The sequence below is a fragment of the Humibacter ginsengisoli genome (assembly GCF_054780095.1).
On sequence record NZ_BAAGWZ010000006.1, the window covers coordinates 502,018 to 528,337 of the forward strand.

The following is a 26,320-nucleotide window of genomic DNA, read 5'->3' on the forward strand; positions in this document are numbered from 1 at the left end:
GTAACGCGCGATCGGCTACTCGCCGAGGTGGTTCCGGTTGGCCATGGCGCGGTCCGCCTCGCGCCTGTCCTGCCGCTCGCGTAATGCCTGGCGCTTGTCGTACTCGCGCTTGCCCTTCGCGACCCCGATCTCGACCTTGGCGCGGCCGTCGGAGAAGTACAGCTGCAACGGAATCAGCGTGTAGCCGCCGTCTTTGATCTTGTTCGCGATCTTCACGATCTGCTGCTTGTGCAACAGCAGCTTGCGCTTGCGGCGTGGAGCATGGTTGTTCCACGTTCCGTCGAGGTACTCGGGAATATAGACGGCGTCCAGCCACGCCTCTCCCCCGTCGATGAACGCGTAGCCGTCGACCAGCGAGGCGCGGCCTTCGCGCAACGACTTCACCTCGGTGCCGGTGAGCACCAGCCCCGCCTCATACGTGTCTTCGATCAGGTAGTCGTGGCGGGCGCGGCGGTTGGTCGCCACCACCTTCTGACCACGTTCCCTGGGCATGGCACACCTCTCAGCTCGACACGAGGCACGGACCTACTCCGCACACGGATGCCGCACCCGGCTTCGGCGCAGCAGCCCACCAGCCTACCGCGCCGCGGTGGGCCGTGTCGCTTTCAGACCCGAAGGTAGCGGCGGATCGCGACGCTGGACGCCAGTGCCGCCAACCCGATGCCGACGATCACGAGGATCGGCGCCACGATCCAGGCGCTGTCGAGCCCGACGAACGAGGTGAGTTGCATCTTCTGCGACAGGTAGCCACGCACGAAGAACTGCACGATCGCGAATACGGCACCGACCGACAGCAGCGATCCGATCAAGGCGGCGAACACACCCTCCAGCACGAACGGTGTCTGAATGAACCCGTTCGATGCGCCCACCAGTCGCATGATGCCGAGCTCCCGTCTTCGCGAGAACGCGGAGAGCCGGATGGTCGTGGCGATCAGCAATGCCGCGGCGACGAGCATCACGACCGCTATCGCTATCGCGGTGAGGCTCGCGGCGTTCAGGATGCGGAAGATCTGATCCAGATAACTTCGCTGGTCTGTGACGGACTGCACCCCGGCCACCCCGCTGAGACTCTGCGCTATCACATCCGACTGCGCCTGATTCTTCAGTTTGATCCAGAACGTCTGGTTCAGCAGCTCGGGGGTGACGTAGTCGGCGACGGGATTGCCCTTGAACTGCTTCTTGAAGTCTGCATACGCCTGCTTGTGGTTCTCGAAGTAGAACTTGTCGATGAACGGCGCCAGCGCCGACGACGACAGCTTCGCCTTCACCGCTGCGATCTGCGCGGGCGTGGCATCCTGCCCCTGACAGGTCGTGCTCACGTCGGTCTCAGTGCACATGTATACGGCCACCTGAGCGCGGTCGTACCAGTACGTCTTCATCTGGCCGATCTGCATCTGCATCAGGATGGCCGTGCCCACGAACGTGAGCGAGATGAACGTCACCAGGACGACCGAGATCACCATGGACAGGTTGCGCTTCAGGCCGCTCCCCGCCTCGGACATGACGAGTGCGAATCTCATGACACCGGTCCCACATCCTGGTTGGAGTCGTCTTCGTGATCGTGCTTGCCCGGCGCACGAAGGCCGAGTCGCTCGGCAAGCGTGAGCTCGGCGACATCGGAGTCCGGACGACGCACCGGTGCCGTCGGCGGATTGGCGAAGTGGCCGTCGAGCACGGATTCCCGGCTCGCGGATGCCTCGCGCGGCACCCCAACCGGCACGCGTTCAGATTCGACACGAGCTGGCGCGTGCTGCGGCGCCGACGAGTGAGCGGGCTCCGAGCGCTCCGGGGCCTGCGTCACCGGCTGCGAGTTCTCGGAGGTGGATCCTGCGACGAGCGGCGCTGCAGCGGCTTCCGCCGGCGCAGCGGCCTCGGGGGCGGCCGGTTCGGCAACGACCGCCTCAGCCGGCGCCGCGGGAGCCGTCTCGGGCGGCGGCTGCACCTCCTGACCGGCAACGGATGCCGCCACGGGCGCCGTCGTGACAGTGGGTGCGGCAGCGGGAGGCATCTCTGCGGCCCGCTCCGAGCGGCGCGTGCGCGAGGCATCCTTCGCCGCTTTCTTCTCCGCCTTGCGCTCGGCACGGGAAGACTTCGCTGTGCGAGCACTGACGAGGGTTGCGGATGCCGCAGCGCCGGCTGCGACGGGTTGCTGCGCAGGATCATCCTCCCCGCCGAATGCGCGGGGCACCTCGGCGCGCCCGTGCTCGTCCAGCACCGGAATCGCTGCGGTGAAGCCGTATCCGCCGTGCCGCTCATCGCGCACGAGCTTGCCGCCCACGAGCTCGATGACGCGTTTCTGCATGCGGTCGACCAGCCCGGCCTCGTGCGTGGCCATCAGCACCGTCGTGCCCGACGCGTTGATGCGCTCCAGCACCGCCGTGATCCCCGCGCTGGTGGCGGGGTCGAGGTTTCCGGTGGGCTCGTCGGCGAGCAGGATCTGCGGCTTGTTCACCACGGCGCGGGCGATGGCCACGCGCTGCTGCTCTCCACCGGAGAGCTCGTGCGGGAAGCGCTGCCCCTTGCCCTCGAGCCCGACCATCGCGAGCACGTCGGGAACGGCCTCGTGGATGAAGCCCTTCGACTTGCCGATCACCTGAAGGGTGAAGGCGACATTGTCGAAGACGGTCTTGTTGGTGAGCAGGCGGAAGTCCTGGAAGACCACGCCGACGTTCCGCCGGAAGTAGGGCACCTTGCGGTTGGAGATGCTGCTGAGGTTCTGGCCCAGCACGTGCAACTTGCCGCGGGTGGCGCGTTCCTCACGGAGGATGAGGCGCAGGAAGGTGGACTTCCCCGATCCGGACGCGCCGACCACGAACACGAACTCCCCGCGGAGAATCTCGGTCGTGATGTCGTCGAGGGCCGGGCGGGGGGTTCCCTTGTAGCTCTTGCTGACGTGGTCGAATCGGATCATGACCCGCTCAGCCTAAGCACTCGCCCCGCCGATGCGACCGAGCGACTCACCTACGGTCGTCGTCAGTCCGTCGGCTTTTGCTTGCGCCAGCGGATGCCCGCTGCAATGAACCCGTCGAGGTCGCCGTCGAAGACCGCCTGCGGGTTGTTCACCTCGTGCTCTGTGCGGAGGTCTTTCACCATCTGGTAAGGGGCCAGCACGTAGGAGCGCATCTGGTCGCCCCAGCTCGCCGTGATGTTGCCTGCGAGCTCCTTCTTGGCCGCAGCCTCGGCTTCACGCTGCAGCAGCAGCAGTCGCGACTGCAGCACGCGCATGGCGGCGGCACGGTTCTGGATCTGCGACTTCTCGTTCTGCATCGACACCACGATGCCCGTGGGCAGGTGCGTGATGCGCACGGCGGAGTCCGTCGTGTTCACCGACTGGCCGCCGGGCCCCGACGAGCGGAAGACATCCACCCGGATGTCCGCCTCCGGAACGTCGACCTCCTGCGCTTCCTCCATCAGTGGAATGACCTCGACGGCGGCGAAGGATGTCTGCCGCTTGCCCGCCGAGTTGAACGGGCTCATGCGCACGAGACGATGCGTGCCCGCTTCGACCGAGAGCGTGCCGAACGCGTACGGAGCGTCCACCTCGAACGTGGCCGACTTGATGCCGGCCTCCTCGGCGTAGCTGGTGTCCATGACCCGGGCCGAATAGCCGTGCTGCTCGGCCCACCTCAGGTACATGCGCAGGAGCATCTCGGCGAAGTCGGCGGCATCCACCCCGCCCGCGCCGGCGCGGATGGTGACCACCGCCGGCCGCTCGTCGTACTCGCCGTCGAGGAGGGTCTGCACCTCGAGGTCGCCGACGGTCTTCTGCAGCTCCTGCAGTTCGTTGCGGGCCTCCTCGGCCGACTCGTCGTCACCCTCGGAGTTGGCGAGCTCGACAAGCACCTCGAGGTCGTCCAGACGCTGCTCGATGCCGTTCAGTCGGGTGAGTTCGGCCTGACGGTGGCTCAGCGCGCTCGTCACCCGCTGCGCCTTCTCCGGGTCGTCCCACAGATCGGGGGCGCCGGCCTCCTCGCTCAGCCGCTCGATGTCGGCACGCAGCTGGTCCACGTCGGAGACGGCGCGGATCTCTGCGAAGGTCGCACGCACTTCGGCGATCTGCGCGCTCAGGTCCAGTTCGATCATGACCGCACAAGCCTAGCGGCGACCGAGGCGAGAGCCGTGAGAGCTCGCTCTCACGGCCGAGCCGACCGAGCCGCTGAGCGCCGCAGCCGCGATACTGGCGATTGAGATGAGAGCTGGGCGAGCTTGCTCGCACAGCCGAGTCGATTGAGTCAGTCGAGCGGCGCAGCCGCGAACAGCGGCGACCGAGGCGAGAGCCGTGAGAGCTCGCTCTCACGGCCGAGCCGACCGAGCCGCTGAGCGCCGCAGCCGCGATACTGGCGATTGAGATGAGAGCTGGGCGAGCTTGCTCGCACAGCCGAGTCGATTGAGTCAGTCGAGCGGCGCAGCCGCGAACACCGAGCGGGGCTTGGTATACCAACTGCCCTAGGCTGGAAGCCGACATGACCTCGAGCGACGCGAACTTCAGCATCCGCGATATCGCGCTCGCCGCGTTCCTGCCGACGGCGCTGTTCTCGATCGGCGAGGGCGCCGTCATACCGATCATTCCCGTGCTCGCCCACAACCTGGGCGCGGGACTCGCTCTCGCCGGGTTCATCGGCGGCATGATCATGGTCGGCGAGATGGTGGGCGACATTCCGAGCGGCTGGGTCGTCTCCCGATTCGGCGAGCGGCGTTCGATGATCGGTTCCGCCCTGCTTTGCGTCGTCGGCCTCGTGATCTGTCTTCTCGCGCCGGGCGATCTCATGCTGACGATCGGCGTGTTCCTCATCGGTCTCGCGACGAGCGTGTTCGCTCTCGCGCGGCATGCCTTCATGACCGGTTATGTGCCCCTGCAGTATCGAGCACGCGCCCTGTCGACCCTCGGTGGTGTCTTTCGCGGCGGTTGGTTCGTCGGGCCGTTCATCAGCGCAGGCGTGATAGCGCTGTTCGGCAATGCGCACGCCGTGTTCTGGGTGCACATCGTCATGTGCCTCGCGTCGACGGCTGTGCTGATCATCGTTCCCGACCCCACCGAGAAGATCGTCGCCTCGCGTCCCGTCTCGAGCGCGACGACCGGTGGCGTCGCCGTGCCCGCTTCCCAGGCGCCCGATATCCGGGATGCCGGCCGCGTGGAGGCGGAGCAGCGCACGGAAGGCCTCTTCCGCACCATCTGGACCCACCGCGCCGTGCTGCTGCGCATGGGAACGTGCGCCGCCCTGATCTCGGCACTGCGATCATCCCGCACCGTGATACTGCCCCTGGCCGCCGTCGCGATCGGGATGTCCGCCACCAATACCGCGCTGATCATCGGCATCGCCGGCGCCGTCGACTTCGCATTGTTCTACACCTCCGGGCAGATCATGGACCGCTTCGGACGCCTGTGGTCCGCGCTGCCCTCGATGCTGGGACTGAGCGTGACGCACCTCGCGCTCGCCTTCGTCTCCGACCAGACGTGGTTCACGGTGGTCGCGATCGCGATGGCCGTCGTGAACGGCGTAGGCAGCGGCATCCTCATGACGCTCGGAGCGGACCTCGCGCCGCGGTCCGACCCGGCCCCGTTCCTCGGCGCGTGGCGTTTCACGAACGACGTCGGCCAGGCGGGAGCACCCATGTTGGTCTCCGGCGTGACGGCGCTGTTCTCCCTCGCGGCGGCCTCCGTGTCGATGGGTGTTCTGGGGCTGGTCGGCGCCTGGATGCTCGTGCGCTATGCCCCCAGATACATCCCGCGAAGGCGCGTTGCCACAAACGGGTGACCTTCGACCGGAGCGACGCTTGTCGCGGTCGGAGCACAAGAGGATCCTGGAAGCGAAAGCGTGGATCTGACGGGAGGTGGCCCTCCTGCTGCGCACATCGCGACTGAAGGCCGGTGCCCTCGCCGTCGTGTTGTTCGGCACGACGGCCGATTTCGTGCTGGCATTCGCCCCGATCGCATCCGCCGCATCAGCCCGCACGATCAGCGTGAACAGCGGAGGCGACGTGAATGCCGCTATAGCGCAAGCCCGTCCAGGCGACACCGTCGCATTGCGACCCGGGATCTACCGAGGAACCGTGCTGATCGACAAGGCCATCACACTTTCCGCCGATCAGGCGACCGTGAAGGCGCCGGACGGCGGCGCGGCGATCGCCGTCACCGCCGGCAATGTCACGATCGACTCCGTCGCGACCAGTTGTTCCGAGGCGAGGGGGTCGCCGATCGGCGTGGAGGTGACAGCGCAGCACGTGCGCATCGTGGGCTCTCCCGTGCTGCAGTGCGCCACCGGCATCCGGCTCGACGGCGCCGGCGACTCCTATCTGCAGGGCGACTCGTTGCTCGGCAGTCGATCACCCGACCGCCGAGGGGTCGGCGTGAGCGCGACGGATGCCGACGGTGTGACGATGCTGGGCAACACGTTCGAGGACGACGACACCGGCGTGGTCATCCAGGGAACGGCGACGCCGCTCCTCGACTCGAACACGTTCTCCCAGGTCGGCACCGCGGTGGCGCTGGATGCGGTCAGCGAGGCGGTCGTCAACGGCACTCTCGTAGTAGGGGCGACCGGGCCGGCGGTGCTCGTGACAGGCAGCCATGGCGCCGAGATCGCGCGACTGAATCCGTCTGGCAACGGAAGCGGATCGGGTCCGACTATCCAGCTCTCGGCGGCATCCGGCCCGTCGTCCGTCGTTGATGTCGAGGACTCAAGTCTCGCCCACTTCGGCACGGGACTGAAGATCGACGCCGGATCGGTGACCGGCAGCGTGATCGTGATCGGAACGACCTTCGACGGAGTCACGCAGGCGGCCATTGTCATGGCAGCCGGCGCGGGCGGCACCGTGAACGCCACGATCGGAGACTACTTCGGCGGCTGCGGGCCGCGTGCTCCAGACCACGGCTACGACGGAGGGGGTGCCGCCGTCGTCGATCCCGAACTCATGGTCTCCTATACCGAGAACAACTGCCATGCCCCGGCCTCCCCCGCGCCACCCGCAATGCCGGGCGGCGGCGCTACGGCCCCGCCGGTGGCGAACGACGGCAGTGGCCGCTCCGATGGCATAGATCTGCCGTCGGCGGTCGGCTCCGCTCTTGTCACGGCAGGCGTCTCCCTGCTTCTGGTCGTGTGCGCCGGCGGTGTGCTGTACGCGATACGGAGGAACCGCCACGTTCACTGAGCCGGGAGCAAAGCGAGCTTGCTCGCGCGGCCGAGACCATGGAGCCGGTTGAGCGCGAAGCGCGAACCCTGACGACTTCAGGGTGAGAGCAGAGCGCGAAGCGCGAACACTAACGCTCACCAGAAGACGCTGCGCGCTGTGGAGGTGACACCGATGCGGATGCCCGCTGGCACGAGCACCGAGACCACCGGCGGATGCCACACCGCCGACAACTCCACAACGGCGCTGCGTCCGTCGGCGCTTCCCGCCCGTTCGACCTCGAGCGCATCGAAACCGTCGGTGACCGCCGTCGAGAGGAATTCAGCGACCGCGGCCCGCACCGCCGGTGCCTCCAACGTCGGGCGGGGCTGCCCGTCGACCACGGCGACGCTCTCGAGGTCGTAGGACTCGGCGCCGGCGAGCGCCGCGCCGTCCGCCACCGCATACAGGCGCTCGCGTTCCAGATACAGCGACGTGATCGAGGAGACCAGCAAGACGACGACGAGGCAGAGGAACGCATAGAAGATCACGAGCGGCAGGATCGACCCCGTATCGTCAGTGAGCCTGCGGGCCAACGCCGGCGAACGCGGGCTCCCATGGAACAGGATCGCGAGTCGTGCTTCACTCATCTCGCACCCCACAGTCGCGACACCCGGTTGGTGCTGGTCGCCTGCACCGTCACTGACGCGTCGTGTCGCAGATCGAGCACATCCGGAACCAGCGGAAGTGGCGCACGCACCTGCACGGTGATCGTGACGGTGCCGAGTCGCGTGAGGCAGGCATCCGGTCGCGGCGCGCACCGCACACGAACCGTAGCGGCGTCGGTAGGCAGCCCGAAGTCGGCGAGCGCGAACGCGACAGCAGCGGACGCCTCGGCCGAAGCCTCCGTCTCGCTCGGAGCCTGCACGAACACCCGTGTCGCCTGGCGCGCTGCACCCGCAGCCGCGAGTTCCGCGCCCTGGATGCTCGCCAGCGCGACGACGAGGTACACGGTGGGTACGAGGAGGATGAGTCCAGCGGTCACGAACTCTAGGGCTGCGGTACCACGGTCGCATGCCACAAGGCGCGCGAGGCGGGCCCCGGCCGCCCGACCCTCGGCTGACGGATTCTCAGCCGAGCGATTCCGCGGGCGCATGACCGCTCACCTCCAGCGCTCGACTCGGCCCGAACAGACCTGCCAGTGGCAGCGGTGCGCGAACCGTCACGATCACCGATCGCGTGCCCCGATACGTTCCGTACGTCGCGGATACGCCCTTCGCGTAACCGTCTCCGAGTGCCGAACCGATGAGCTCGCGAGTGCGCTGCTTGCCGTCGCCGAGGGTGTTATCGGCCAGCGCGGCGATGTGTGCGCCCTCGGCAGCCGCGTCGATGAGCGTGTTGCGCACGAGCAGGGCGAGGCCGAGCTGCAGCACCGCGACCGTCAGAACGGTCAGCAATGCGCCGACCATCACGAACTCGGCTGGGGCGGAACCTCGTTCCTGACGCCACCTCCGCATATCAGAACGACGTGACGCGTTCGATCGCCTGCTGGAACACCCCGCTCAGCGCCGGTCCGGCCAGACCCCAGATGATGATGACCAGACCTGCTGTCATCAGGGTGATGAGCACCCAACCCGGCACATCGCCGCGTTCGTCCTCCACCAGGGACACCGTGCGTTCTCCGCTCCGCCACAGAGCATCCCTCCAGCGCCTTCTGCTCATCGACCCCGTCCCTCCTTCTTCACGTCTCTGGTTCTCTTCCCGCTCTTCTCGCCGCTTCAGCGCGCGTCTTCGTCCACTCATCAGAAGCCCGTTTCCAGCACGACGATCCCGGGGAACACGGCGAACAGCACGGTCACGGGAAGAATCAAGAACACGAGTGGAACGAGCATCCCTATCTCCTTCTTGCCCGCCTGCTCGAGGAGTCCACGCTTCGCCGACTCCCTTGCATCGGTCGCCTGTGCACGCAGCACCTCCACCACCGGAGTGCCGCGCTCGAGAGCGGTGATAACCGCGTCGACGCAACGCGTGAACTGCGGCAGGCGGATGTCCCGGCTCGCCTGGTTCAGCGCCGTCGCCAGCGGCACGCCCATGCCCGTCTCCGCGACCACGCGACCGAGTTCCGCTGCCAGCTCACCGGAGCCGCTGCGTGCTACACGTCGCATCGCATCGAGGATGCCTTCGCCCGCGCTCAGCGACAGCGTCAACAGTTCGAGAACGGTCGGGAACTCCTCTGTCATGCGGGTCAGCCGTCGCGTCACCCGCCTGGACAGCAGGCGATCCGGCAGAAGGAACCCGATCGCCGCCAGCACGATCGGCAACGCAACAAGTACGGCGGGAGGAAGCGGCCGCAGTGAACCGGCGACGGCAGCGAGCGCTCCACCCGTGACAAGGGCACCCAGCGACCATGCCACCTGATGCAGGCGGAACTCCTCCACAGTGAGAGGGCTCGCGCACTGGCGAAGGCGGGCCGCGATCGCTTCGCTGCCGCCGAGCATCCTGGACGCCGCGTTACGTAGCGCGCCCAGCGCCGGAGCGAGCACGGAGCCGATCACCGGGAGCGGCTGCACCGTGCTTCGTGCGGCATGTGCCCGCGCAGCCTCGGAGACGTCCACGAGGTACGGCGCCACCCGATCGGCCAGGCGCGGCCGCCGCATGCGCGGGAGCAACGCCACCAGCGACCACATTCCGAGTCCCAGGCCGATGCCGCACAGCACGCCCCATCCGAGCTCGCTGGTCATCGGAACCACCTGTGCTCCTCGGGAAGCCGGCCGATCGCCAACATGACACGGTACGCCACCAGCGAGACCACGAGGCCGACCACGATGACCACGGCACCAAGCGGCGTGTTGTACGCGACGGATGCCTCGGGGCGGGTGGCCAGCAACGCGAGCACAAGCCACGGCGCGGCGACTCCGAGGCGCGCGGCACCGACCGTCCAGGATTGCCGGGCCTCGATCTCGGCCCGCACCGCCGCATCGTCGCGCAACGACGCGGCCAGCGCCTTCAGCACGCCGACGAGCTCACCGCCGCCGACCTCGCGCGCCATCTTCAGGGTCTCGATGATGCGATCGGCGACGGGATCGGCCAGGGCGGCCTTGAGGCGGTCCGCCGCGGGTGCGAAGACTCCGCTGGACCGGTAGTCGCGTTCGAAGGCGGCGAACGCGTCCCGCGTGGACTCGGGCGCCGTGCGGGCGAGGGCCGCGACACCGTCCGGGAGGGCGAGTCCGGAGCGCACGGCTGAGACGAGTTGGTCCACCACGTCCGGCCACATCGTGCGATTGGCGCGCGAGCGGGCCGCAGCGCGCCAGGAGACAAGACTCCACGGTAACCAGGCGCCCACCGCGGCCAGCCCGACGGACAGCGCGACGAGGCCGAACACCGCTTGCGCAATGGCGAAGAAGACGAGTGCGAGCAAGGTGCTGACGGCGACGAACGCCGAAGGAGGGAGCGCTGGCATGCCCGCGAGCACCAGCTTCCGGCGCAGCCCGCCCGCACGCGGCGCCTTCCGCATCGTCACGCGCGAGGGCCACAGGAACGGCGAGGCTGCCAGCAACAGGCCTACGCCGAGGGCACCGCCAAGGCCGATCCCCGCGATCATCGTGCGAGCACCACCGCGGGATCGAGGCCCGCCGCTTCGAACTTGGCCCGCTTCGCCGGGTATCCGCCGGTGGCGACGAGCTCTCCGTTCCGGGTCGCGAACACCTGGCTCGCCTCGATCACACCGCCGGTCACACTCCCGGTCGGTGCCAAGATCTCGGTCACGCGTCGTCGCCCGTCGCGCTCCAGCGAGCAGAACACCACGATGTCGACACAAGAAGCCACAGTGGGGACGACGAAGCTCGAGTCGATGTTGCGACCGGCCAGCAGTGGCAGGGTGCACAACTTAGCCAACGCCTCGCGTGCGCTGTTCGCATGAATGGAGCACGCGCCGGGCAGTCCGGAGTTGAGAGCAAGGAGCAGGTCGAGACTCTCCGCCTCACGCACCTCGCCCACGACGAGCCGGTCGGGACGCATGCGCAACGCCTCCTTGATGAGGCGCCGCAGGGTGATCTCACCGGTTCCCTCGAGGCTGGGCTGCCTGCATTGCATGCTCACAACATCGGTCGCCGTGAGGTCGAGTTCGAACGTCTCCTCCACGGTGACGATGCGCTCACCGGGGCGCGCCGCCGCCAAGAGCGCACCGAGCAGTGTGGTCTTGCCGCTCTGGGTCGCACCGGAGATGAGCACGTTCTGGTTCGCGAGCACGCACATCCGCAGGAATTCCGCGGCCTGCCTGGTGATGGAACCGAGTGCCACCAACCGACCGAGGTCCCTGATCCGTTGCGAGAACTTGCGCACGTTGACCGCCCAGTGCGCCCTCGTGACATCCGGGATCACCACGTGCAGTCGCGACCCGTCCGGCAACGAGGCGTCGACGAACGGGGACGAGACGTCGACCCTGCGGCCGGATGCCTGCAGCATCCGCTCCACCAGGTCGTGCACCTGCGCGTCGGTGAGCGCGAGATCGATCCGCTCCGAACGCCCGTCGCGCGCGATGAAGACACGGTCTGGAGCGTTGAGCCAGATCTCCTCGATCGTCGGGTCGTCGAGATAGGGCTGAAGCGGTCCGAAGCCGGTGAGCGAGGCGAGCACCTCCCGCTCCGTACGCACCTCGTCTGCCACCAGGGGCAACGATCCGCCGAGCGCGTGCTCCGAGTACCGGCGCACCTCGTCGCGCGCGTAGGCCATCGCTCGCGGAGCATCCGTCGTGAGGTCGACTCCGTCGCGTCGCACCCGGTCTCGCACGCGGTCGGCGATGAGGCGCACGGGATCGTTCATGCGGTCATGATGCCGCCAGTGCCGGATGCCTCGCCGAAGTTATCCCCAGGCATCGGGCCACCGGCGGGAATCCACGAAGGATGAGCGACGGAACGCGCTGCGGCTATGCTGATGGGCGCCCTCGCGGGAGTGGTGAAATTGGCAGACACGCAGGATTTAGGTTCCTGTGCTTTCGAGCGTGGGGGTTCAAGTCCCCTCTCCCGCACTCACGAGTGAGGCGAGAGAATCGAAAGCTCGCTTTCGCTTCAGAGCCGATTGTGTGAGGTAAGCGGTGCGGCAACGCCGCATCGAGATCACCTCGATTCGTGGGGTTAACACCCGGTTTCGCTCGACCCGCCGTCGGTAGACTCACTGCAAACGCGTATTCGACGCACTGCTCAGCGTCACATCCCTCAGCTCATCGCCGATGGCCGGTTGCCGCGTTCAGCGGGCGCCGACGACAGGAGACTCGTGTTCCACACCGCACTCATACCGTGGCTCGACCCCAACGTCATCATCCACTCGGTCGGTCCGTGGGCACTTCTCGTGGTGTGCGGGATCATCTTCGCGGAGACCGGGCTGCTGGTGGGATTCATCCTGCCCGGCGACACGCTTCTGGTGATCAGCGGCATCCTGACGTTCACGAAGATGGTCTACGGCCTGCCGATCTGGTGGGTCTGCGTCTTCATCGCCATCGCCGCGTTCATCGGCGGAGAAGTGGGCTACCTCATCGGCCACAAAGCCGGACCGAGCATCTTCGAACGCAAAGAGAGCGGATTGTTCAGCATTGAGAACGTGAAGCGGACGAACCGGTTCTTCGAACGCTTCGGACCGTTCGCGATCATCCTCGCGCGCTTCGTGCCCGTGGTGCGAACGTTCGCCCCGGTAGCTGCAGGCGTCGGGCACATGAGCTACCGCCGCTACACGCTCTACAACGCGATCGGTGCCTTCCTCTGGGGAGCAGGGCTGACGCTGTTCGGCTGGCTGCTCGGCTTCATCCCGCCCGTCGCGCACTTCGTCGAGCACTACATCGACATGATCCTGATCCTCGCCGTGGTGGTGACGGTGGTCCCGGCCCTTGTGCACTACCTGCTGGGCCTTCGCAAGTCGCGCAAGGCCAAGGCGGAGGCTGCGGCGACGGGTGCTCACTCCGCCACGCCCGATCCGGCGGTGGCGTCCGAGCCGGCTTCGTCCTCGAAGCGTCACGCCGACGAGCCCGAGGTCTTCGGCGGCTGATCTCAGCGCAACTCGAGACGTCAGCGATGCGTGTCGCCCTCGTGCTCCGCGTGTTCGGCCGGCTCGAGCTGGAACGTCGAGTGTGCGACGTCGAAGTGCTCGCTCAGGCATCCGCCCAGCTGGTCTAGCAGTGCGCCGGCCTGACCGTGCGCGAAGATGTCCGGCGACACGACCACATGCGCGGAGAACACCGGAGCACCCGAAGTGATCGCCCACACGTGCACATCGTGAACCGCGACCACTCCGTCCGTGCCCAGAATGTGTTTGCGGATCTCGGCCACATCGGTCGACGCGGGCGCCGACTCGCTGAGCACGCGCACCACCTCGCGCAGCAGGCTGAGCGCGCGAGGAACGATCAGCGCCGCGATGACGAGCGACGCGATGGCGTCGGCCCAGCCGAGCCCGGTGGCCAGAATGACCACTGCAGCGGCGATCGTGGCGAGCGAGCCCAGAGCGTCACCGAGCACTTCGAGGTACGCGCCCCGCATGTTGATGGATGCCTGCGCTCCGCCTCGCAGCACCAGCAGCCCGGCCACATTGCCGGCGAGCCCGATCACGGCGACCACGAGCATCCAGCCGCCCTGCACGTCCGGATGCCCGCCCAGACGGAACGCCGCGCCGATCGCGACCGACACGGCCACACCGATCAGGATGAGGGAATTCACGAGCGCACCGAACACCTCGACCCGCCGGAATCCGAACGTCTGGCGATCGGTGGCAGGACGAGCGGCGACCGTCGCGGCGACGAGCGCCACGATCAAGCCGACCAGGTCGCTGACGAGATGTCCGGCGTCCGCGAGCAGCGCGAGGGATCCGCTGAGGAGCGCGCCGATGATCTCGAGCACGAAGACACCGAGCACGATCGCGATGACGACCACCAGGCGGCGCCTGCTGGATGCGTGAGCGCCGTGGTCGTGGCCGACGCCGTGATCGTGGGAATACGACATGTCTCTTCAAGGGTAGGCGCGCATCCAGGGCGCCGATCGGGTGGCTACTCCCCCGCGAGCAACTCGTGCAGCACCGGAACCATCGCGCGGAACGCCCGCGCTCGGTGACTGTCCGCGTTCTTGACGTCGGAGTCGAGCTCGGCGGCCGTGTGCGTCGAACCGTCGGGCACGAATGCGGGGTCGTAGCCGAACCCGTTGGTCCCGCGCGGCTCGCGCGCTAGCGCGCCGTCCCACTCCCCCTCCACAGTGCGCTCGTCGGCGACGCGGCCGTCTTCGGCAGGTCTCACGAGTGCGATGGCGCAGGTGTAGTGCGCGCCGCGGTGGCGGTCGGGCACGTCGGCGACCTGAGCGAGGAGCAGAGCCAGGTTTCCGGCGTCGTCGCCGTGCCTGCCGCTCCAGCGTGCGGAGAACACGCCTGGCGAGCCGCCGAGCACGTCTACGCAGATGCCCGAGTCGTCCGCGAGCGCGATGAGGCCGGTGTGCTCCGCCGCGACGCGCGCTTTGATGAGCGCGTTCTCGGCGAACGTCACCCCGTCTTCGACCGGCTCCGGCCCGTCGTACTCGACGAGTTCGACCTGGGGCATGCGCTGCGCGATGATCGCGCCGAACTCCTCGAGCTTGTGCTTGTTGTGCGTCGCGAGCACGACACGGACCCGATCATCCGTTCGGATGCCCGCCTGTTGCACCTCGCTCACGACCCCGCAGCGTCGGACCCGCTGCTCGCCGCGCCCTGCTGGCCACCACGACGGTCGGCCTCGCCTTCGGACGAGTCGCCACCGAGAGCCCGGGACTGGAACGAAGCCAGCTCGCGGCATCCGTTCTCCGCCAGGTCGAGCAGGGAGCCGAGCTCGCGGCGGTCGAACGGCGCACCCTCGGCGGTTCCCTGCACCTCGACGAAGAGGCCACGACCTGTGACGACGACGTTCATATCCGTTTCGGCGCGTACGTCTTCGACATATGCCAGATCGAGCATGGGCTCGCCGTCGATGATCCCGACCGACACCGCGGAGACGCTGTCGATGAGCGGTGTCGCGCGCTGCGCGATGAACTTGCGCTCCTTGCCCCACGCCAGCGCATCCGCGAGCGCGACGTAGGCGCCGGTGATGGCCGCGGTGCGGGTGCCGCCGTCTGCCTGCAGCACGTCGCAGTCGAGCACGATCGTGTTCTCTCCGAGCGCCTTCATGTCCACGACGGCGCGGAGGCTGCGTCCGATCAGGCGGCTGATCTCGTGCGTCCGGCCACCGATGCGTCCCTTCACCGATTCCCGATCGGTGCGCTCGTTGGTCGATCGCGGCAGCATCGAGTACTCGGCGGTCACCCACCCCTTGCCCTTGCCGGTCAGCCAACGCGGAACGCCGTTCGTGAAGGATGCCGTGCACAGCACGCGTGTGCGCCCGAACGAGATGAGCGCACTTCCCTCCGCCTGTTCGTTCCAGCCCCGCACGATGCTGATCGGGCGCAGCTGGTCGGTCGTTCTGCCGTCGGCTCGGATGGTCTCGCTCACCGCTCCACCCTATCGGCGAGCGTCGAACCCGGGCAGATCGATCGCGCCGGTGCGCACGACGTCGACGACCGGCACCTCAGTGCCGAGCATCCGGCGCGCGAGCCGCACGAAGGCTTCTGTGTCGTCGCCGGTCGCCTCGTACCGGATGCTCGGCTCGCTCGCCGCCGTGCGCTCCAGTCCCTGCGACACCAGCACCCGGTACACGTCGTTCGCCGTCTCCACATCGCTGGAGACCAGCGACACTCCCTCGCCCATCACGTACGAGATCGCGCCTTTGAGGAACGGGTAGTGCGTGCACCCGAGCACCAGCGTGTCCACACGGGCGTCTTGAAGCGGACGCAGGTAATCCGCCGCGACATCCAGCAGCTCTGGTCCGCTCGTCACGCCCGCCTCCACGAACTCCACGAAACGCGGACACGCCTGCGTGAAGAGCTGCAGCGACGGAGCGGCGGCGAACGCGTCCTCGTAGGCGCGGGAATTCACCGTTCCGACGGTGCCGATCACCCCGACGCGGCCGCTGCGCGTCGTGGCGACGGCCCGGCGCACAGCGGGCTGAATCACCTCGATGACTGGAACGTCGTAGCGTTCGCGCGCGTCCCGCAGCATGGCTGACGATGCGGTGTTGCACGCGATCACCAGCATCTTGACGCCCTGCTCTACCAGGAAGTCCAGCGCCTCGAGCGCGAGTGCGCGCACCTGTGCGATCGGCTTCGGACCATACGGCGAGTTCGCCGTATCTCCGACGTACAGCACCGACTCGTTCGGCAGCTGGTCGCGCACGGCGCGGGCGACGGTGAGCCCGCCCACCCCCGAATCGAAGATGCCGATCGGAGCGTCTGTCACAGTTCTCCAGGATACGGCCGCCACCTGCTCCAATAGGCTGAGGCACGTGACGCCACCGCACGAGCGCCGCTCCTCCGCGCTACTCACGGACCGCTATGAACTCACCATGCTCGACGCCGCCATGCTCTCCGGCACCCACGAACGCGAGTCCGTGTTCGAGGTCTTCGCACGTTCGCTGCCGGGCGGACGTCGCTACGGCGTCGTCGCTGGTACGGGACGGCTGCTCGAGCTGATCGAGCGATTCCGGTTCGAGGATGCAGAACTCGAGTGGCTGCGCGACAACCGCGTCGTGCGCGACGAGACGCTCGACTGGCTGGCCGACTACCGGTTCAACGGCACGATCCGCGGCTATCGGGAAGGCGAACTGTACTTTCCGGGGTCGCCGATCCTGGTCGTGGATGCCCCGTTCGGCGAGGGCGTGCTGCTGGAGACCCTGGCGCTGAGCGTGCTGAACCATGACTCCGCGATCGCCAGCGCGGCCGCACGCATGGTCTCCGCCGCAGCTGGACGACCCTTGGCCGAGATGGGCTCTCGGCGCGCACATGAAGAGGCGGCGATCGCCGCTGCCCGTGCCGCCTACATCGCGGGGTTCAGCGCGACATCCAACCTCGAGGCCGGCCGCACCTGGGGCATCCCCACCATGGGCACCGCCGCGCACGCGTTCACCCTTCTGCACGACAGCGAAGAGGATGCCTTCCGCGCGCAGGTGCGCTCCCTCGGTCCCGGAACCACGCTTCTCGTGGACACCTACGATGTGCACAAGGCGATAGAGACCGCCGTCCGCGTCGCGGGGACCGAGCTGGGAGCCGTGCGGCTCGACTCGGGCGACCTGCCGGTTCTCGTCGGGTCGGTGCGAGCACAGCTCGACGCACTCGGTGCTCGCAACACCCGCATCACCGTGACGAACGACCTGGACGAGTTCGCCATCGCCGCGCTGCGCGCCTCGCCCGTCGATTCATATGGAGTGGGTACGTCGCTGGTGACCGGATCCGGTGCGCCGACGGCCGGCATGGTGTACAAGCTCGTTGCGCGAAAGGATGCGGCCGGCGCGTGGGTGCCGGTGGCCAAGGCATCCACCGGCAAGGCGTCCATCGGCGGAGCCAAGGTGCCCGTGCGGGCGATCGACAAGCTCGGTATGGCATCCGCAGAGGAGATCCACGTGCTGCAGAGCACGACCCCGATGCCGGCGGGCCGCCACCTGCACGTTCCGCTCATGCGCGACGGCGTCGCCGGGCGCGAGTATCTCGGCGCGGCGGGCGTCGAGGCGGCGCGACGCCATCACGCGATAGTGCGGGAGGAACTGCCCGAATCGGCGTTCCGGCTCGGGCGTGGCGAGCCGGCCCTGCAGACGGAGTACGTCTGAGATGCGCTACTCGTCGCTGAGACCCTCGTAGATCTTCTTGCACTCCGGGCATACCGGGAACTTCTGGGGGTCGCGATTCGGCGTCCACTTTTTGCCGCACAGCGCGATGACCGGCTTGCCCGTGACCGCGGACTCCAGGATCTGCTCCTTGCGCACGTAGTGCGAGAAGCGCTCGTGGTCGCCCGGCTCCATCTGCTCGTTCTGGATCAGCTCCTCGAGCTCGCGGTCGAGGGTGGCCAGGCCGCCGCCATCGGGTGCCGCGCCGGGACCGCCGGGTTCTGCGATGCTGTTGTCGACCATCCCGACAGCTTAACCGAGCGGCCGCCGGACGTCAGGCGTTGCGCAGTGCGAACGCCATGATCTCGGGTCCCCTGCGGTTGTAGGCGACCGCGCCGAGCAGCACGCCGGCGACGAAGACGACAACTCCGATGCCGAGCCCGGTCCACAGGCACATCGTGAACCACTCCGGGCTCTGCACGACGCCGAGCACCATCATGGCGATGGGCGCTCCCGCGAACAGCGCGGTGAGCAACAGACTCGCGAACTGCGCGAACGTCGCCGCTCCGCCTGTGTGCTGCGGATGCGCGAACGCGCTGTCACCGGGACGCGGAGCCGCATACGGCGTGAGCGCCGACGACACGCTGGAGAGTCCGAGCCCGGTCAGCACGAGGCACACGCTCACGCCCGTCACCGCGGGCAGAACGTCCCAGTTCCCATACGCGAGCACCGTGAGGATGCTCCCCACCGCGACCACGGGAACCGCGATCAGCACCACAGGGGCGAGGCGCCCGAGGCGATCGGGAACACCGCGGGTTCCGGAGGCGATGTGCAGCCAGATGGCCGTTCCGTCGTACGCGATGTCGTTGTGCGCCACCCACCCGACGAACAGGCAGATCACGGGCAGCGGGATGAGCGCGAGGTCATGCGGCCGCACAGCGCCGGAGATGAGCAGCGCCGCCACCATGATGAGCGGGAACAGCGGGACGAGCACGAGCTGCACCCAGTAACGCGAGTCGCGGCCCCAGTAGGTGAGGCTGCGGGCGGCGATCGCACCTGCCGGGCGCGCGGGCATCCTGCCGAACCAGCCCAGACCGGCGTAGGTCTTCACCGACACCTGCCGATCGGGCGTGACGACCATGTGGCGCACCAGGGCCCACCATGCGCCGGCGACGATGGCGAGCGTCACGATCGCGATCAGGAGCTTCAGCACGGCCAGGCCCCATCGACCGGCTGCAGCGTCGCCGCCCACCGACCAGGCGGCCCCGAAAGGCGTCCAGCTCACCCAGTTCGCTGCGGAGTGCACGACCCGGAGACCGTCTCGGCTCCAGTTCAGGGTCGCCAGGAAGAACGCGACAGGCAGAAGCATGACCACGATCAGCACCGCGACCGTCGCACTGAACTCCCGGGCGCGACGCGTCGACAGCGCGAACGCGGCAACGGATGACGTCAGTCGCGCCGCGAGCATCCACGTCGGCACGCAGATCACCGCCGCGATGAACGCGAGCACGGCCGCGCCCGGGGATCTCGACCACGTCACCACGGTGAACAACGAGCACACGAGAAGCACGAGCGCCGGCACCGATGCCAGCGCCGCGGCGCCCAGCCCGACAGCGATCTGCCGTGACTCGAGGCCCAGCATGGCGTACGACCGCGGGTCGAACGTCCCGTCGTGCCTGCTGAACAGCGGAACGAGCAGGAAGCACAAGGCGGCGGCGCCGCCGGCGATCACGAGGATGTCGCGCACCAGCTGCCCGTCGCTGGCAGTGCGCGCCGACGCCAGAACCCCGCAGACGACGACGGTCAGCGCCGCCGTGTAGAGCAGGCCGACGACCAGTCCGAACGTGTGCCAGCCGCCCCGACGGAATCCGCTGCCGAGCGACGCCAGCTTCAGTCGGAGAAACTGTGCAACCATTCGAGCCCCTCCACGGCCTTGCGGCCGCCTGCGAGTTCGATGAAGTGGTCCTCGAGCGTCTTCTCGCCGCGCACCTCGTCCACGGGTCCGGAGTCGAGCACGATACCGCCGACGATGATCGCGACGCTGTCGCAGATGCGCTGCACAAGGTCCATGCCGTGGCTGGAGAGCAGCACTGTGCCCCCGGCATCCACATAACGCTGAAGGATGCCCGTGACGGTCGCCGCCGACACCGGATCGACCCCCTCGAACGGTTCATCGAGCACCAGAAGTCTGGGCGAGTGGATCATGGCCGCGGCCAGCGACACCTTCTTCGTCATGCCCGCCGAGTAGTCCGCGACCAGACGGCCCATGGCGTCTTCGATGCCGAATGCGGCGGCGAGGTCGGCTGAGCGCTGCCGGGTCGTGGAGGCGTCGAGCCCGCGCAGCGTTCCTGCGTAGTACAGAAGCTGCGCGCCGGTGAGCTTGTCGAAGGTGCGCAGGTGGTCGGGCAGCACCCCGATGGCGCGTTTCGCGGCTCGCGGATGCTTGCGGGCATCCACACCGTTGACAAAGACGGCACCGGAGTCGGCTCGGAGCAGGCCGGTGACGATGGACAGCGTGGTGGTCTTGCCGGCGCCGTTCGGTCCGACAATGCCGTACATCGATCCGGCACGGATGCTGAGGTTGACGCCGTCGACCGCGACCACGTCGCCATACCGCTTGTGCAGGCCCGTCACTGCCAGCACCACCGGCGCCGTCGTCGGCGGAGCCGGCCGCGCCGGCGGGTAGGCCCGGGTCTCGGCCGCGCGGCGCGCGCGCGGGGGCGGCGAGGTTTCGAGCCCGGTCGCGGATGAGTCGTCCTGGCGCGTCAGCGTCGAGCGATCGATCGTCTCCTGCAGGAACTCGTCCTCGGGCGCACGCGCATTGAGCGTCTCTTCTCGCCGATCAGGTTCGAGCTGCTCCACGGACGGCGCGCGGCTAGGCGTGTCGTCCGCCTCGGTCTCCCGTACCAGCTCCGCCAGCAGGTCGGACCCGCCGTCTTCCACCTCTCGCTCGGTCTCAGCGGGCGCTGCCGCCGCTGCAGCGGCCCGTCGCCGCCGTCCGAAGAGCGTGATGCGCTGGCGGGATCCGGTGTTCTCGTCGACTGCCGAGGACAGCACGGGCATCGGTCCAGTGTCGACGTTGTCGTGATCCGGCTCGGGGGCCTTCGGCTCGACCGTTGTCGGCTCTGCGATCGGAGGCCCGACCGTTGCCGGCTCCGCCGCCTTCGGCTCGAACTTCCGCGGTTCCGCAGTCTTCGGCTCAGTAGTTCTCGGCTCGGCGACCGCAGGCGTCCTCGGCTCGACGACGGCGGGCCGAGCCGAGGTCGACATGCCGGCTCCCTTCGTCGCCCGGGTCACCGTGCCGCGAGCGCGTGAGGAGCCCCTCGGACCGCGCGGTCCCGTGGCCGTCACGACGGCGGCAGGTTCGCCCGCAGCAGCATCGGCCACGACGGAGGTGTCCGCGGCAGCCCCGGTCGCGCGAGGCCTCCCACCACGGCGAGCATCGCTCGACTTCGCGCCACGCGTGCCGACAACGGGGGCGTCGCCTGATGAGCCGGAACTGGGAGTATCCGTTCCACTCACCGTCTGGGCGCCACCCGCGATTGTCGTCTGCGGGTCTTCTTGCACGCGCCTTACCCCCGTTACCGTGGTCCCCTCGAACGCTCTACGCTAACGTACCAATCTTCGTCGGAACACCCCTGGATGGACCCATCGTTCTCTGCTGTCATGGTGCCTGCGCCACAAGGTGTGGTTCCCGTCGAACATCCCGTTCTGATCCTCCGAAACTCAGGTGGAACAGGCAGACATTCAGGCGGCCGGCCGACATCCGCTTTCTAAGAGCACTCCCATAAAACGATCACGAAACGGCAACGCCCCGCATTCGGGGCGCAGAGAGCCGGTAGATTCGATTTCGGCACAACGCGGTGTCTTTGTACACACGCATCAGTGACACTTCGGTGAACGGAAGCGGTCGGCGCGGAAACGCACCTCCAAGATTCACTGCCGATCGGCTGTCATCCGCAAGTCACACAGTTCAACTCATGGGGGGTCGACTATGCGCACGAATGACAGGAGACGAAACGTGACCACCGCACCGCAGGTCGTGATTCTCGCGGCAGGTATGGGCAGCCGGCTCGGGCGTTCGCTCCCGAAGCCGCTGACGGAGCTCAGTGACGGCCGCACGATCATGCAGCAGCAGTTCGACAACATCCACGCCGCCTTCGGACCGAAGGTCAAGGTCACCATCGTCGTCGGCTACAAGCTCGAGCACATCGTCGAGGCGTTCCCGGACGCGTCCTTCGTCTACAACGAGCAGTACGACCAGACCAACACGTCGAAGAGCCTCATGCGTGCGCTCAAGTCGAGCGGCAACGGTGGCGTGCTCTGGATGAACGGCGACGTCGTCTTCGACCCCGGTGTGCTGGTGCGCGCTGCGGCCGCGATCGCTCGCGATCAGTCGTTCGTCACGGTGAACACCGCCAAGGTCTCCGACGAAGAGGTCAAGTACACCACCGGCGCCGAGGGCTACATCGAGAAGCTCTCGAAGACCGTCAAGGGTGGACTCGGCGAGGCCGTCGGCATCAACTACGTCTCCAGCCACGACAAGGCCGCACTGCTGCACCACCTGCAGCGCGTCGACGACCAGGACTACTTCGAGCGCGGCCTCGAGCTGGCCATCCAGCACGACGGAATGCTCGTGGAGCCCATCGACATCTCCGACCTGTACGCGGTCGAGATCGACTTCGCAGAAGACCTGGAGCGCGCGAACCTCTTCGTCTGAACCAACCGCCCCACAATGTGACGGATGCCGTCGGCCCGCTGGGTCGGCGGCATCCGTCTTCTGCACAGCCGGTCATCGCTACGATCGTGGAGTGACGATCTCTGCCGCCGCGCGACCGACCGAGCGCATTCAGCGGTCGCCGGTCGGGCGCTACCGGCATTCACTGTGGTTGCTGACCAAGCGCGACCTGCACGTGCGCTACGCGACGAACGCGCTCGGTTACGTGTGGTCGATTCTCGACCCACTGCTCATGGCGGGCATCTACTTCCTCGTCTTCACCGTGATCTTCCACCGCGGTGGCATCACCGAGGAGCCGTACATCGTCTTCCTGCTCTCCGGGATGCTGCCGTGGACGTGGTTCAACGGGGCCGTCTCCGACTTCACCCGGGCGTACAGCCGAGACGCCAAGCTCATCCGTTCCGTAGCGATTCCGCGCACGATCTGGATCAACCGCATCGTGCTCAGCAAGGGCATCGAGTATCTCTTCTCGCTTCCCGTGCTGGCGTTCTTCGTCATCGTTACCGGCGCACAGGTGCACTGGCAGCTCGCGCTCATGCCCCTTGCGCTCCTCATCCAGGCTGTGCTGCTCATCGGCCTGGGGCTGCTGGTCGCCCCACTCGTGATGTTCTTCCGCGACCTCGAGCGCGTCGTCAGGCTGCTGCTCCGTCTGCTCTTCTACGTCTCCGCCGTGCTCTATCCGGCGACTGCCGTGCCCAAAGACATCCCGATCTTCAAGGTGTTCTCGGACCTGAATCCCCTGGTGGGTCTGTTCGGCATCTACCATTCGGCGTTCTTCCCGAACGACTTGCACTGGGATCTGGTGCTCAGCTCGGCGATCGGCAGCGTGATCTTTCTCATCATCGGCTGGCTGGTCTACTCCCGCACGATCCGCAGCGTGCTGAAGGAGATGTGATGACGACTTCGACGACCACCGGCACGATGATCGAGGCGACGGATGTCGGCATCCGCTTCAAGAGGAACCGTTCCTCGCGTCGTAGCTTCAAGGATCTGTTCTCGTCGCGCCAGCGCCGATCGAAGCCCGACGAGTTCTGGGCTCTGCGCAGCGTGTCGTTCGCGGTGCCCGCGGGTGAGGCGGTCGGTGTTGTCGGACGCAACGGGCAGGGCAAGTCCACGCTGCTGAAGTTGGTGGCCGGCGTCATCCTGCCCGACGAGGGCACGGTCGAGGTGAAGGCGGGAACCGCGCCGCTCATCGAGATCACCGGCGGCTTCGTCGACGACCTGAGCGTGCGCGACAACGTCTACCTGACCGCAGGACTCCACGGCATGTCCAAGGCGGAAATCGACGAGCGATTCGACGACATCACGGGCTTCGCCGACATCGGCAACTTCCTGGACACGCCGTACAAGCACCTCTCCAGCGGCATGAAGGTGCGCATCGCGTTCGCGGTGATCACGCAGCTCGACGAGCCGATTCTCATCGTGGACGAGGTGCTCGCGGTGGGCGACCGCATGTTCCGGGAGAAGTGCTACAAGCGCATCGAAGAGATGCTCGGCGAGGGTCGCACGATGTTCTTCGTCTCGCACAATGAGAAGGAGATCCGCCGTTTCTGCACCCGCGGTCTCTATCTCAATGACCACGGACTCGCGCTCGACTCCGACATCGATTCCGTTCTGTCACGGTACAACAGCGATTACGGCGCCTGAGGCCTCCCAGTTCAGACCGGCTCTCTCCGTCCACAGAAGACCGGTCGACGAGGGCATGCACATCGGATGCCCGCTCGTCGGATGCCCCGCCTAGCCTGCCTGCATGACCACGACTCGACCCGACGAGACCATCGACGACTCGACCCTCGCCTACCCGGTTCCGTTCGTCTTCGACCGCAGCTCTCCCCCGCGCTATCGTCTGCGCAACGCGAGTCTGGAGACATTGACCGGCGTGAGGTTCTCCCTCCTCGGTGCGGGCAGCATGCCCGTGCAGGCACCGATCACACTCGAACCGGGCGCGGTCGCCGAGATCCCGATCTACGGGCACGATCTCGCGCGGTCGACAGTTCTCGTCGTGCGATGGCACCGGGCCAACGGCGACGAGTACCTGTGGCGAGCGAGCTTCTGACGCGCGCTAACGCATCCGTTGGCGCGCTTCGAGCCACTCTTTGGCAGTGACGTTGTGCTGATGGCCCGGGTAGTCCGCCGTCGTCAGCCCCTGCAGCAACTCCCCCGGTTCGACTCCGAGCACGGTGGAGATTCGGATGATCGTCTCCATGTTCGGGTTCGCGCGACCGCGTTCGAGCTTGCCGTAATTGGTCGGGTGGATCTCCGCGAGGTGCGCCACCTCTTCCTGGCTCAGCGCCAGCCCGGTGCGGATGGCGCGCAGCCGCTTCCCGAAGACGCCAGCGGCGTTGGAGAACGGCTCGACCACGCCTTCTTGTCTACGAATCAGGCAGCGTTCGTATCCAGAGTGTTCGTGCCCTATGGATCAGTTCCGTAGAGAACTAGGCCTTCGAGATCTGAGCTTCTCCTCCCCAGATCCCGATGGGGCATCGTTATCCCACGAGCACGCCTGCGGAATGTCGACGCTGGAATCCCGCCCATAGAGTCCGGTGATTACACTGTAATTACCATGAAGGGCAAGATTGTGCGGATCGGGAACTCGCAGGGGGTTCGCATCCCGAAACCGATTCTTGAGGAAGCCGGGATCAGCGGACCACTCGAGATGGTTGTCGTGGATGACGGCATTCTGCTGTCACCTGCGCCCGAGCCGGAGTCAGATCTGGCTCTGATGCTCATGTCGCGCGACGCCCTGTCTGATTGGGAACGACCCGAAGAGGACGAGGCGTGGGCGTTCCTTCAGTAGGCGACATCGTGGTGCTTCCGTTTCGGCTTTCTGACGGAAGCGGTGTCAAACGGCGGCCGGCGCTAGTGCTCGCAGAAGCCGACGATCGCGATGTCATCGTGTGCCAAGTTACTTCTCGGCCCTACGCCAGCAGGCACCACGTGAAGATCGGCCTCGACTCCTTCTCGCATGGATCCCTACCCCTCGTGAGCTTTGCTCGACCGGAGAAGCTCTTCACCGCCAGCCGGGCATCCCTTGGCACTCCGGTTGCGGGAGTCGACGACGAGGTACTTCAGGCCGCCTTGTCGATCGCACGCGAGCTATTCGGGCATTCCCAGAACTGAGTCGGCACCCGCTCGCTATCGCCCTTCGTCTTCGCGGAAGACCAGCGGGTCCGGGTTCTCCCAGCCACGAGCGGCCGCGACGCGCTCGGCCTCCTGATCCATCGCATCCTGCGGCTTTCCGGCGCGACGACGCGTCGCCCAGCGGAACGTCAGCGCACGAGCGGCAGCCAGGTCGCCGACATCTGTGCGTTCGGAAACGCGCACGCACATCGCGAACCAGCGCTCGGCGTCATCCAGCCTTCCGAAGTAGGCCAGCTCCTCACCCACCCGCTCGAGCACCGTCCACGGAAGCGCACTCGCATCCTCACGAACGAGAGCACGTGCTTCCTTCACAACGTCTGTCACCTCGTCACCTCGGTCGAGTGTGAGAAGCGCCGTCACGAGGTCGGGGACCGCATCGAATGAGTCGGGGTCGCCGCTGGCCTTTGCGGCGCGCGCCAGTTCGAGGGCCCGCGGCGCATCGCCCAGGGTCAAGGAGTGCTCCGCCGCGATGCAGAGCAGGTGAGCGCGCGTGATGCCATCCAGCTCGATGTCCGCGCTGTAGGTCCATTCGATCAGCGTCTCGATACGCTGCCGCAGCATGTCGTCGCGTGATTGACCCTTCGCGGGCCGGGAGACCTCGAGGGCGCGGACGTCGTCTTCGGTGATCGTGCGAGGCACCCGTC

The 26,320-nt window shown here is 67.2% G+C and carries 30 protein-coding genes and 1 tRNA gene; 11 read left to right on the plus strand and 20 right to left on the minus strand.

What is annotated here, in order from left to right; translation table 11 throughout:
• Positions 1 to 15: 15 nt before the first annotated feature.
• The 4 genes from smpB to prfB all read right to left on the minus strand — a co-directional run bounded on the left by smpB (position 16) and on the right by prfB (position 4,083).
• The gene (gene smpB, locus ACYVI5_RS10620) at positions 16 to 492 is read right to left on the minus strand and encodes an SsrA-binding protein (RefSeq protein ID WP_460535874.1); all 477 of its coding nucleotides are present in this window, start codon (positions 490 to 492) and stop codon (positions 16 to 18) included.
• A gap of 113 nt (positions 493 to 605) precedes the next feature.
• On the minus strand, positions 606 to 1,520 hold the full coding sequence (gene ftsX, locus ACYVI5_RS10625) for a permease-like cell division protein FtsX (RefSeq protein WP_460535872.1): 915 nt from the start codon (positions 1,518 to 1,520) through the stop codon (positions 606 to 608).
• Positions 1,517 to 2,911: a cell division ATP-binding protein FtsE gene (ftsE, locus tag ACYVI5_RS10630; protein WP_460580143.1), complete on the minus strand. Its 1,395-nt coding sequence runs from the start codon at positions 2,909 to 2,911 to the stop codon at positions 1,517 to 1,519. Before ftsE ends, ftsX begins: the two co-directional genes overlap by 4 nt.
• Positions 2,912 to 2,973: 62 nt before the next feature.
• Positions 2,974 to 4,083, minus strand: a complete 1,110-nt coding sequence (gene prfB, locus ACYVI5_RS10635) for a PCRF domain-containing protein (RefSeq protein WP_460535868.1) — start codon at positions 4,081 to 4,083, stop codon at positions 2,974 to 2,976.
• 380 nt (positions 4,084 to 4,463) lie between these two features.
• Between prfB and ACYVI5_RS10640 the strand changes: the two genes are divergently transcribed.
• On the plus strand, positions 4,464 to 5,756 hold the full coding sequence (locus ACYVI5_RS10640) for an MFS transporter (RefSeq protein ID WP_460580144.1): 1,293 nt from the start codon (positions 4,464 to 4,466) through the stop codon (positions 5,754 to 5,756).
• A gap of 76 nt (positions 5,757 to 5,832) precedes the next feature.
• Positions 5,833 to 7,149 (plus strand): right-handed parallel beta-helix repeat-containing protein, encoded by a 1,317-nt coding sequence (locus tag ACYVI5_RS10645; RefSeq protein WP_460580145.1) that lies wholly within the window; start codon positions 5,833 to 5,835, stop codon positions 7,147 to 7,149.
• A gap of 116 nt (positions 7,150 to 7,265) precedes the next feature.
• Here ACYVI5_RS10645 and ACYVI5_RS10650 read toward each other — a convergent pair whose 3' ends face one another.
• The 7 genes from ACYVI5_RS10650 to ACYVI5_RS10680 form a co-directional block, all read right to left on the minus strand.
• On the minus strand, positions 7,266 to 7,757 hold the full coding sequence (locus tag ACYVI5_RS10650) for a pilus assembly protein TadG-related protein (protein WP_460580146.1): 492 nt from the start codon (positions 7,755 to 7,757) through the stop codon (positions 7,266 to 7,268).
• On the minus strand, positions 7,754 to 8,152 hold the full coding sequence (locus ACYVI5_RS10655) for a hypothetical protein (RefSeq protein ID WP_460580147.1): 399 nt from the start codon (positions 8,150 to 8,152) through the stop codon (positions 7,754 to 7,756). Before ACYVI5_RS10655 ends, ACYVI5_RS10650 begins: the two co-directional genes overlap by 4 nt.
• 85 nt (positions 8,153 to 8,237) lie before the next feature.
• Positions 8,238 to 8,624 carry a TadE/TadG family type IV pilus assembly protein gene (locus ACYVI5_RS10660; RefSeq protein WP_460580148.1) on the minus strand — a complete coding sequence of 129 codons (387 nt, stop codon included), beginning with the start codon at positions 8,622 to 8,624 and terminating at the stop codon, positions 8,238 to 8,240.
• 1 nt (position 8,625) lies between these two features.
• Positions 8,626 to 8,829 (minus strand): hypothetical protein, encoded by a 204-nt coding sequence (locus ACYVI5_RS10665; protein WP_460535854.1) that lies wholly within the window; start codon positions 8,827 to 8,829, stop codon positions 8,626 to 8,628.
• An 80-nt stretch (positions 8,830 to 8,909) separates the two neighbouring features.
• Positions 8,910 to 9,848: a type II secretion system F family protein gene (locus ACYVI5_RS10670; RefSeq protein ID WP_460580149.1), complete on the minus strand. Its 939-nt coding sequence runs from the start codon at positions 9,846 to 9,848 to the stop codon at positions 8,910 to 8,912.
• A complete protein-coding gene (locus ACYVI5_RS10675; RefSeq protein ID WP_460580150.1) occupies positions 9,845 to 10,708 on the minus strand; it encodes a type II secretion system F family protein in 864 nt (287 codons plus the stop codon). The genes ACYVI5_RS10670 and ACYVI5_RS10675 overlap by 4 nt, the downstream gene beginning before the upstream one ends.
• Positions 10,705 to 11,928 (minus strand): CpaF family protein, encoded by a 1,224-nt coding sequence (locus tag ACYVI5_RS10680; protein WP_460580151.1) that lies wholly within the window; start codon positions 11,926 to 11,928, stop codon positions 10,705 to 10,707. Before ACYVI5_RS10680 ends, ACYVI5_RS10675 begins: the two co-directional genes overlap by 4 nt.
• A gap of 123 nt (positions 11,929 to 12,051) precedes the next feature.
• Here ACYVI5_RS10680 and ACYVI5_RS10685 point away from each other — a divergent pair.
• Together ACYVI5_RS10685 and ACYVI5_RS10690 are read left to right on the plus strand one after the other, a co-directional pair.
• Positions 12,052 to 12,133: transfer RNA gene (locus ACYVI5_RS10685), tRNA-Leu, on the plus strand.
• Between the two features lie 245 nt (positions 12,134 to 12,378).
• Positions 12,379 to 13,143: a DedA family protein gene (locus tag ACYVI5_RS10690; protein WP_460580152.1), complete on the plus strand. Its 765-nt coding sequence runs from the start codon at positions 12,379 to 12,381 to the stop codon at positions 13,141 to 13,143.
• A gap of 20 nt (positions 13,144 to 13,163) precedes the next feature.
• On the opposite strand, the gene ACYVI5_RS10695 is transcribed toward ACYVI5_RS10690, so the two are convergent.
• The 4 genes from ACYVI5_RS10695 to murI are packed head-to-tail and all read right to left on the minus strand — an operon-like array spanning position 13,164 to position 16,437.
• Complete coding sequence (locus tag ACYVI5_RS10695; RefSeq protein WP_460580153.1) at positions 13,164 to 14,090, minus strand: cation diffusion facilitator family transporter; 927 nt, start codon at positions 14,088 to 14,090, stop codon at positions 13,164 to 13,166.
• A gap of 44 nt (positions 14,091 to 14,134) precedes the next feature.
• Positions 14,135 to 14,785 carry an RdgB/HAM1 family non-canonical purine NTP pyrophosphatase gene (rdgB, locus tag ACYVI5_RS10700; RefSeq protein ID WP_460580154.1) on the minus strand — a complete coding sequence of 217 codons (651 nt, stop codon included), beginning with the start codon at positions 14,783 to 14,785 and terminating at the stop codon, positions 14,135 to 14,137.
• Positions 14,782 to 15,594, minus strand: a complete 813-nt coding sequence (gene rph / locus ACYVI5_RS10705; RefSeq protein WP_460580155.1) for a ribonuclease PH — start codon at positions 15,592 to 15,594, stop codon at positions 14,782 to 14,784. Before rph ends, rdgB begins: the two co-directional genes overlap by 4 nt.
• 9 nt (positions 15,595 to 15,603) lie before the next feature.
• Entirely contained in the window at positions 15,604 to 16,437 is an 834-nt protein-coding gene (gene murI, locus ACYVI5_RS10710; protein WP_460580156.1) for a glutamate racemase, read from the minus strand.
• A 106-nt stretch (positions 16,438 to 16,543) separates the two neighbouring features.
• Here murI and ACYVI5_RS10715 point away from each other — a divergent pair, with 106 nt between their 5' ends.
• Entirely contained in the window at positions 16,544 to 17,800 is a 1,257-nt protein-coding gene (locus ACYVI5_RS10715; RefSeq protein WP_460580586.1) for a nicotinate phosphoribosyltransferase, read from the plus strand.
• Between the two features lie 6 nt (positions 17,801 to 17,806).
• Here the strand turns inward: ACYVI5_RS10715 and ACYVI5_RS10720 are convergent, their stop codons facing one another.
• From ACYVI5_RS10720 to ACYVI5_RS10730, 3 genes are read right to left on the minus strand one after another with little or no spacing between them, the layout of a single operon-like run.
• Entirely contained in the window at positions 17,807 to 18,100 is a 294-nt protein-coding gene (locus ACYVI5_RS10720) for a DUF3039 domain-containing protein (RefSeq protein WP_460580157.1), read from the minus strand.
• A 31-nt stretch (positions 18,101 to 18,131) separates the two neighbouring features.
• Positions 18,132 to 19,712: a hypothetical protein gene (locus ACYVI5_RS10725; RefSeq protein ID WP_460580158.1), complete on the minus strand. Its 1,581-nt coding sequence runs from the start codon at positions 19,710 to 19,712 to the stop codon at positions 18,132 to 18,134.
• Positions 19,688 to 21,067, minus strand: coding sequence for an ABC transporter ATP-binding protein (locus ACYVI5_RS10730; protein ID WP_460580159.1), 1,380 nt, complete (start codon positions 21,065 to 21,067; stop codon positions 19,688 to 19,690). Before ACYVI5_RS10730 ends, ACYVI5_RS10725 begins: the two co-directional genes overlap by 25 nt.
• Positions 21,068 to 21,818: 751 nt before the next feature.
• Between ACYVI5_RS10730 and ACYVI5_RS10735 the strand changes: the two genes are divergently transcribed.
• The 4 genes from ACYVI5_RS10735 (at position 21,819) to ACYVI5_RS10750 (ending at position 24,591) form a co-directional block, all read left to right on the plus strand.
• On the plus strand, positions 21,819 to 22,517 hold the full coding sequence (locus ACYVI5_RS10735) for a phosphocholine cytidylyltransferase family protein (RefSeq protein ID WP_460580160.1): 699 nt from the start codon (positions 21,819 to 21,821) through the stop codon (positions 22,515 to 22,517).
• Positions 22,518 to 22,614: 97 nt separating this feature from the next.
• Positions 22,615 to 23,430, plus strand: a complete 816-nt coding sequence (locus ACYVI5_RS10740) for an ABC transporter permease (protein WP_460580587.1) — start codon at positions 22,615 to 22,617, stop codon at positions 23,428 to 23,430.
• Complete coding sequence (locus ACYVI5_RS10745; protein WP_460580161.1) at positions 23,430 to 24,182, plus strand: ABC transporter ATP-binding protein; 753 nt, start codon at positions 23,430 to 23,432, stop codon at positions 24,180 to 24,182. Before ACYVI5_RS10740 ends, ACYVI5_RS10745 begins: the two co-directional genes overlap by 1 nt.
• Positions 24,183 to 24,285: 103 nt before the next feature.
• Entirely contained in the window at positions 24,286 to 24,591 is a 306-nt protein-coding gene (locus tag ACYVI5_RS10750; RefSeq protein ID WP_460580162.1) for a hypothetical protein, read from the plus strand.
• 6 nt (positions 24,592 to 24,597) lie between these two features.
• Here the strand turns inward: ACYVI5_RS10750 and ACYVI5_RS10755 are convergent, their stop codons facing one another.
• Positions 24,598 to 24,897, minus strand: coding sequence for a helix-turn-helix domain-containing protein (locus ACYVI5_RS10755; protein WP_460535822.1), 300 nt, complete (start codon positions 24,895 to 24,897; stop codon positions 24,598 to 24,600).
• Between the two features lie 201 nt (positions 24,898 to 25,098).
• Here ACYVI5_RS10755 and ACYVI5_RS10760 point away from each other — a divergent pair, with 201 nt between their 5' ends.
• Both ACYVI5_RS10760 and ACYVI5_RS10765 read left to right on the plus strand, forming a co-directional pair.
• Positions 25,099 to 25,332: an AbrB/MazE/SpoVT family DNA-binding domain-containing protein gene (locus tag ACYVI5_RS10760; protein WP_460580163.1), complete on the plus strand. Its 234-nt coding sequence runs from the start codon at positions 25,099 to 25,101 to the stop codon at positions 25,330 to 25,332.
• 11 nt (positions 25,333 to 25,343) lie between these two features.
• Positions 25,344 to 25,655, plus strand: a complete 312-nt coding sequence (locus tag ACYVI5_RS10765) for a type II toxin-antitoxin system PemK/MazF family toxin (protein WP_460580588.1) — start codon at positions 25,344 to 25,346, stop codon at positions 25,653 to 25,655.
• Positions 25,656 to 25,670: 15 nt separating this feature from the next.
• Here the strand turns inward: ACYVI5_RS10765 and ACYVI5_RS10770 are convergent, their stop codons facing one another.
• Complete coding sequence (locus ACYVI5_RS10770; protein WP_460580164.1) at positions 25,671 to 26,315, minus strand: hypothetical protein; 645 nt, start codon at positions 26,313 to 26,315, stop codon at positions 25,671 to 25,673.
• Positions 26,316 to 26,320: the final 5 nt, after the last annotated feature.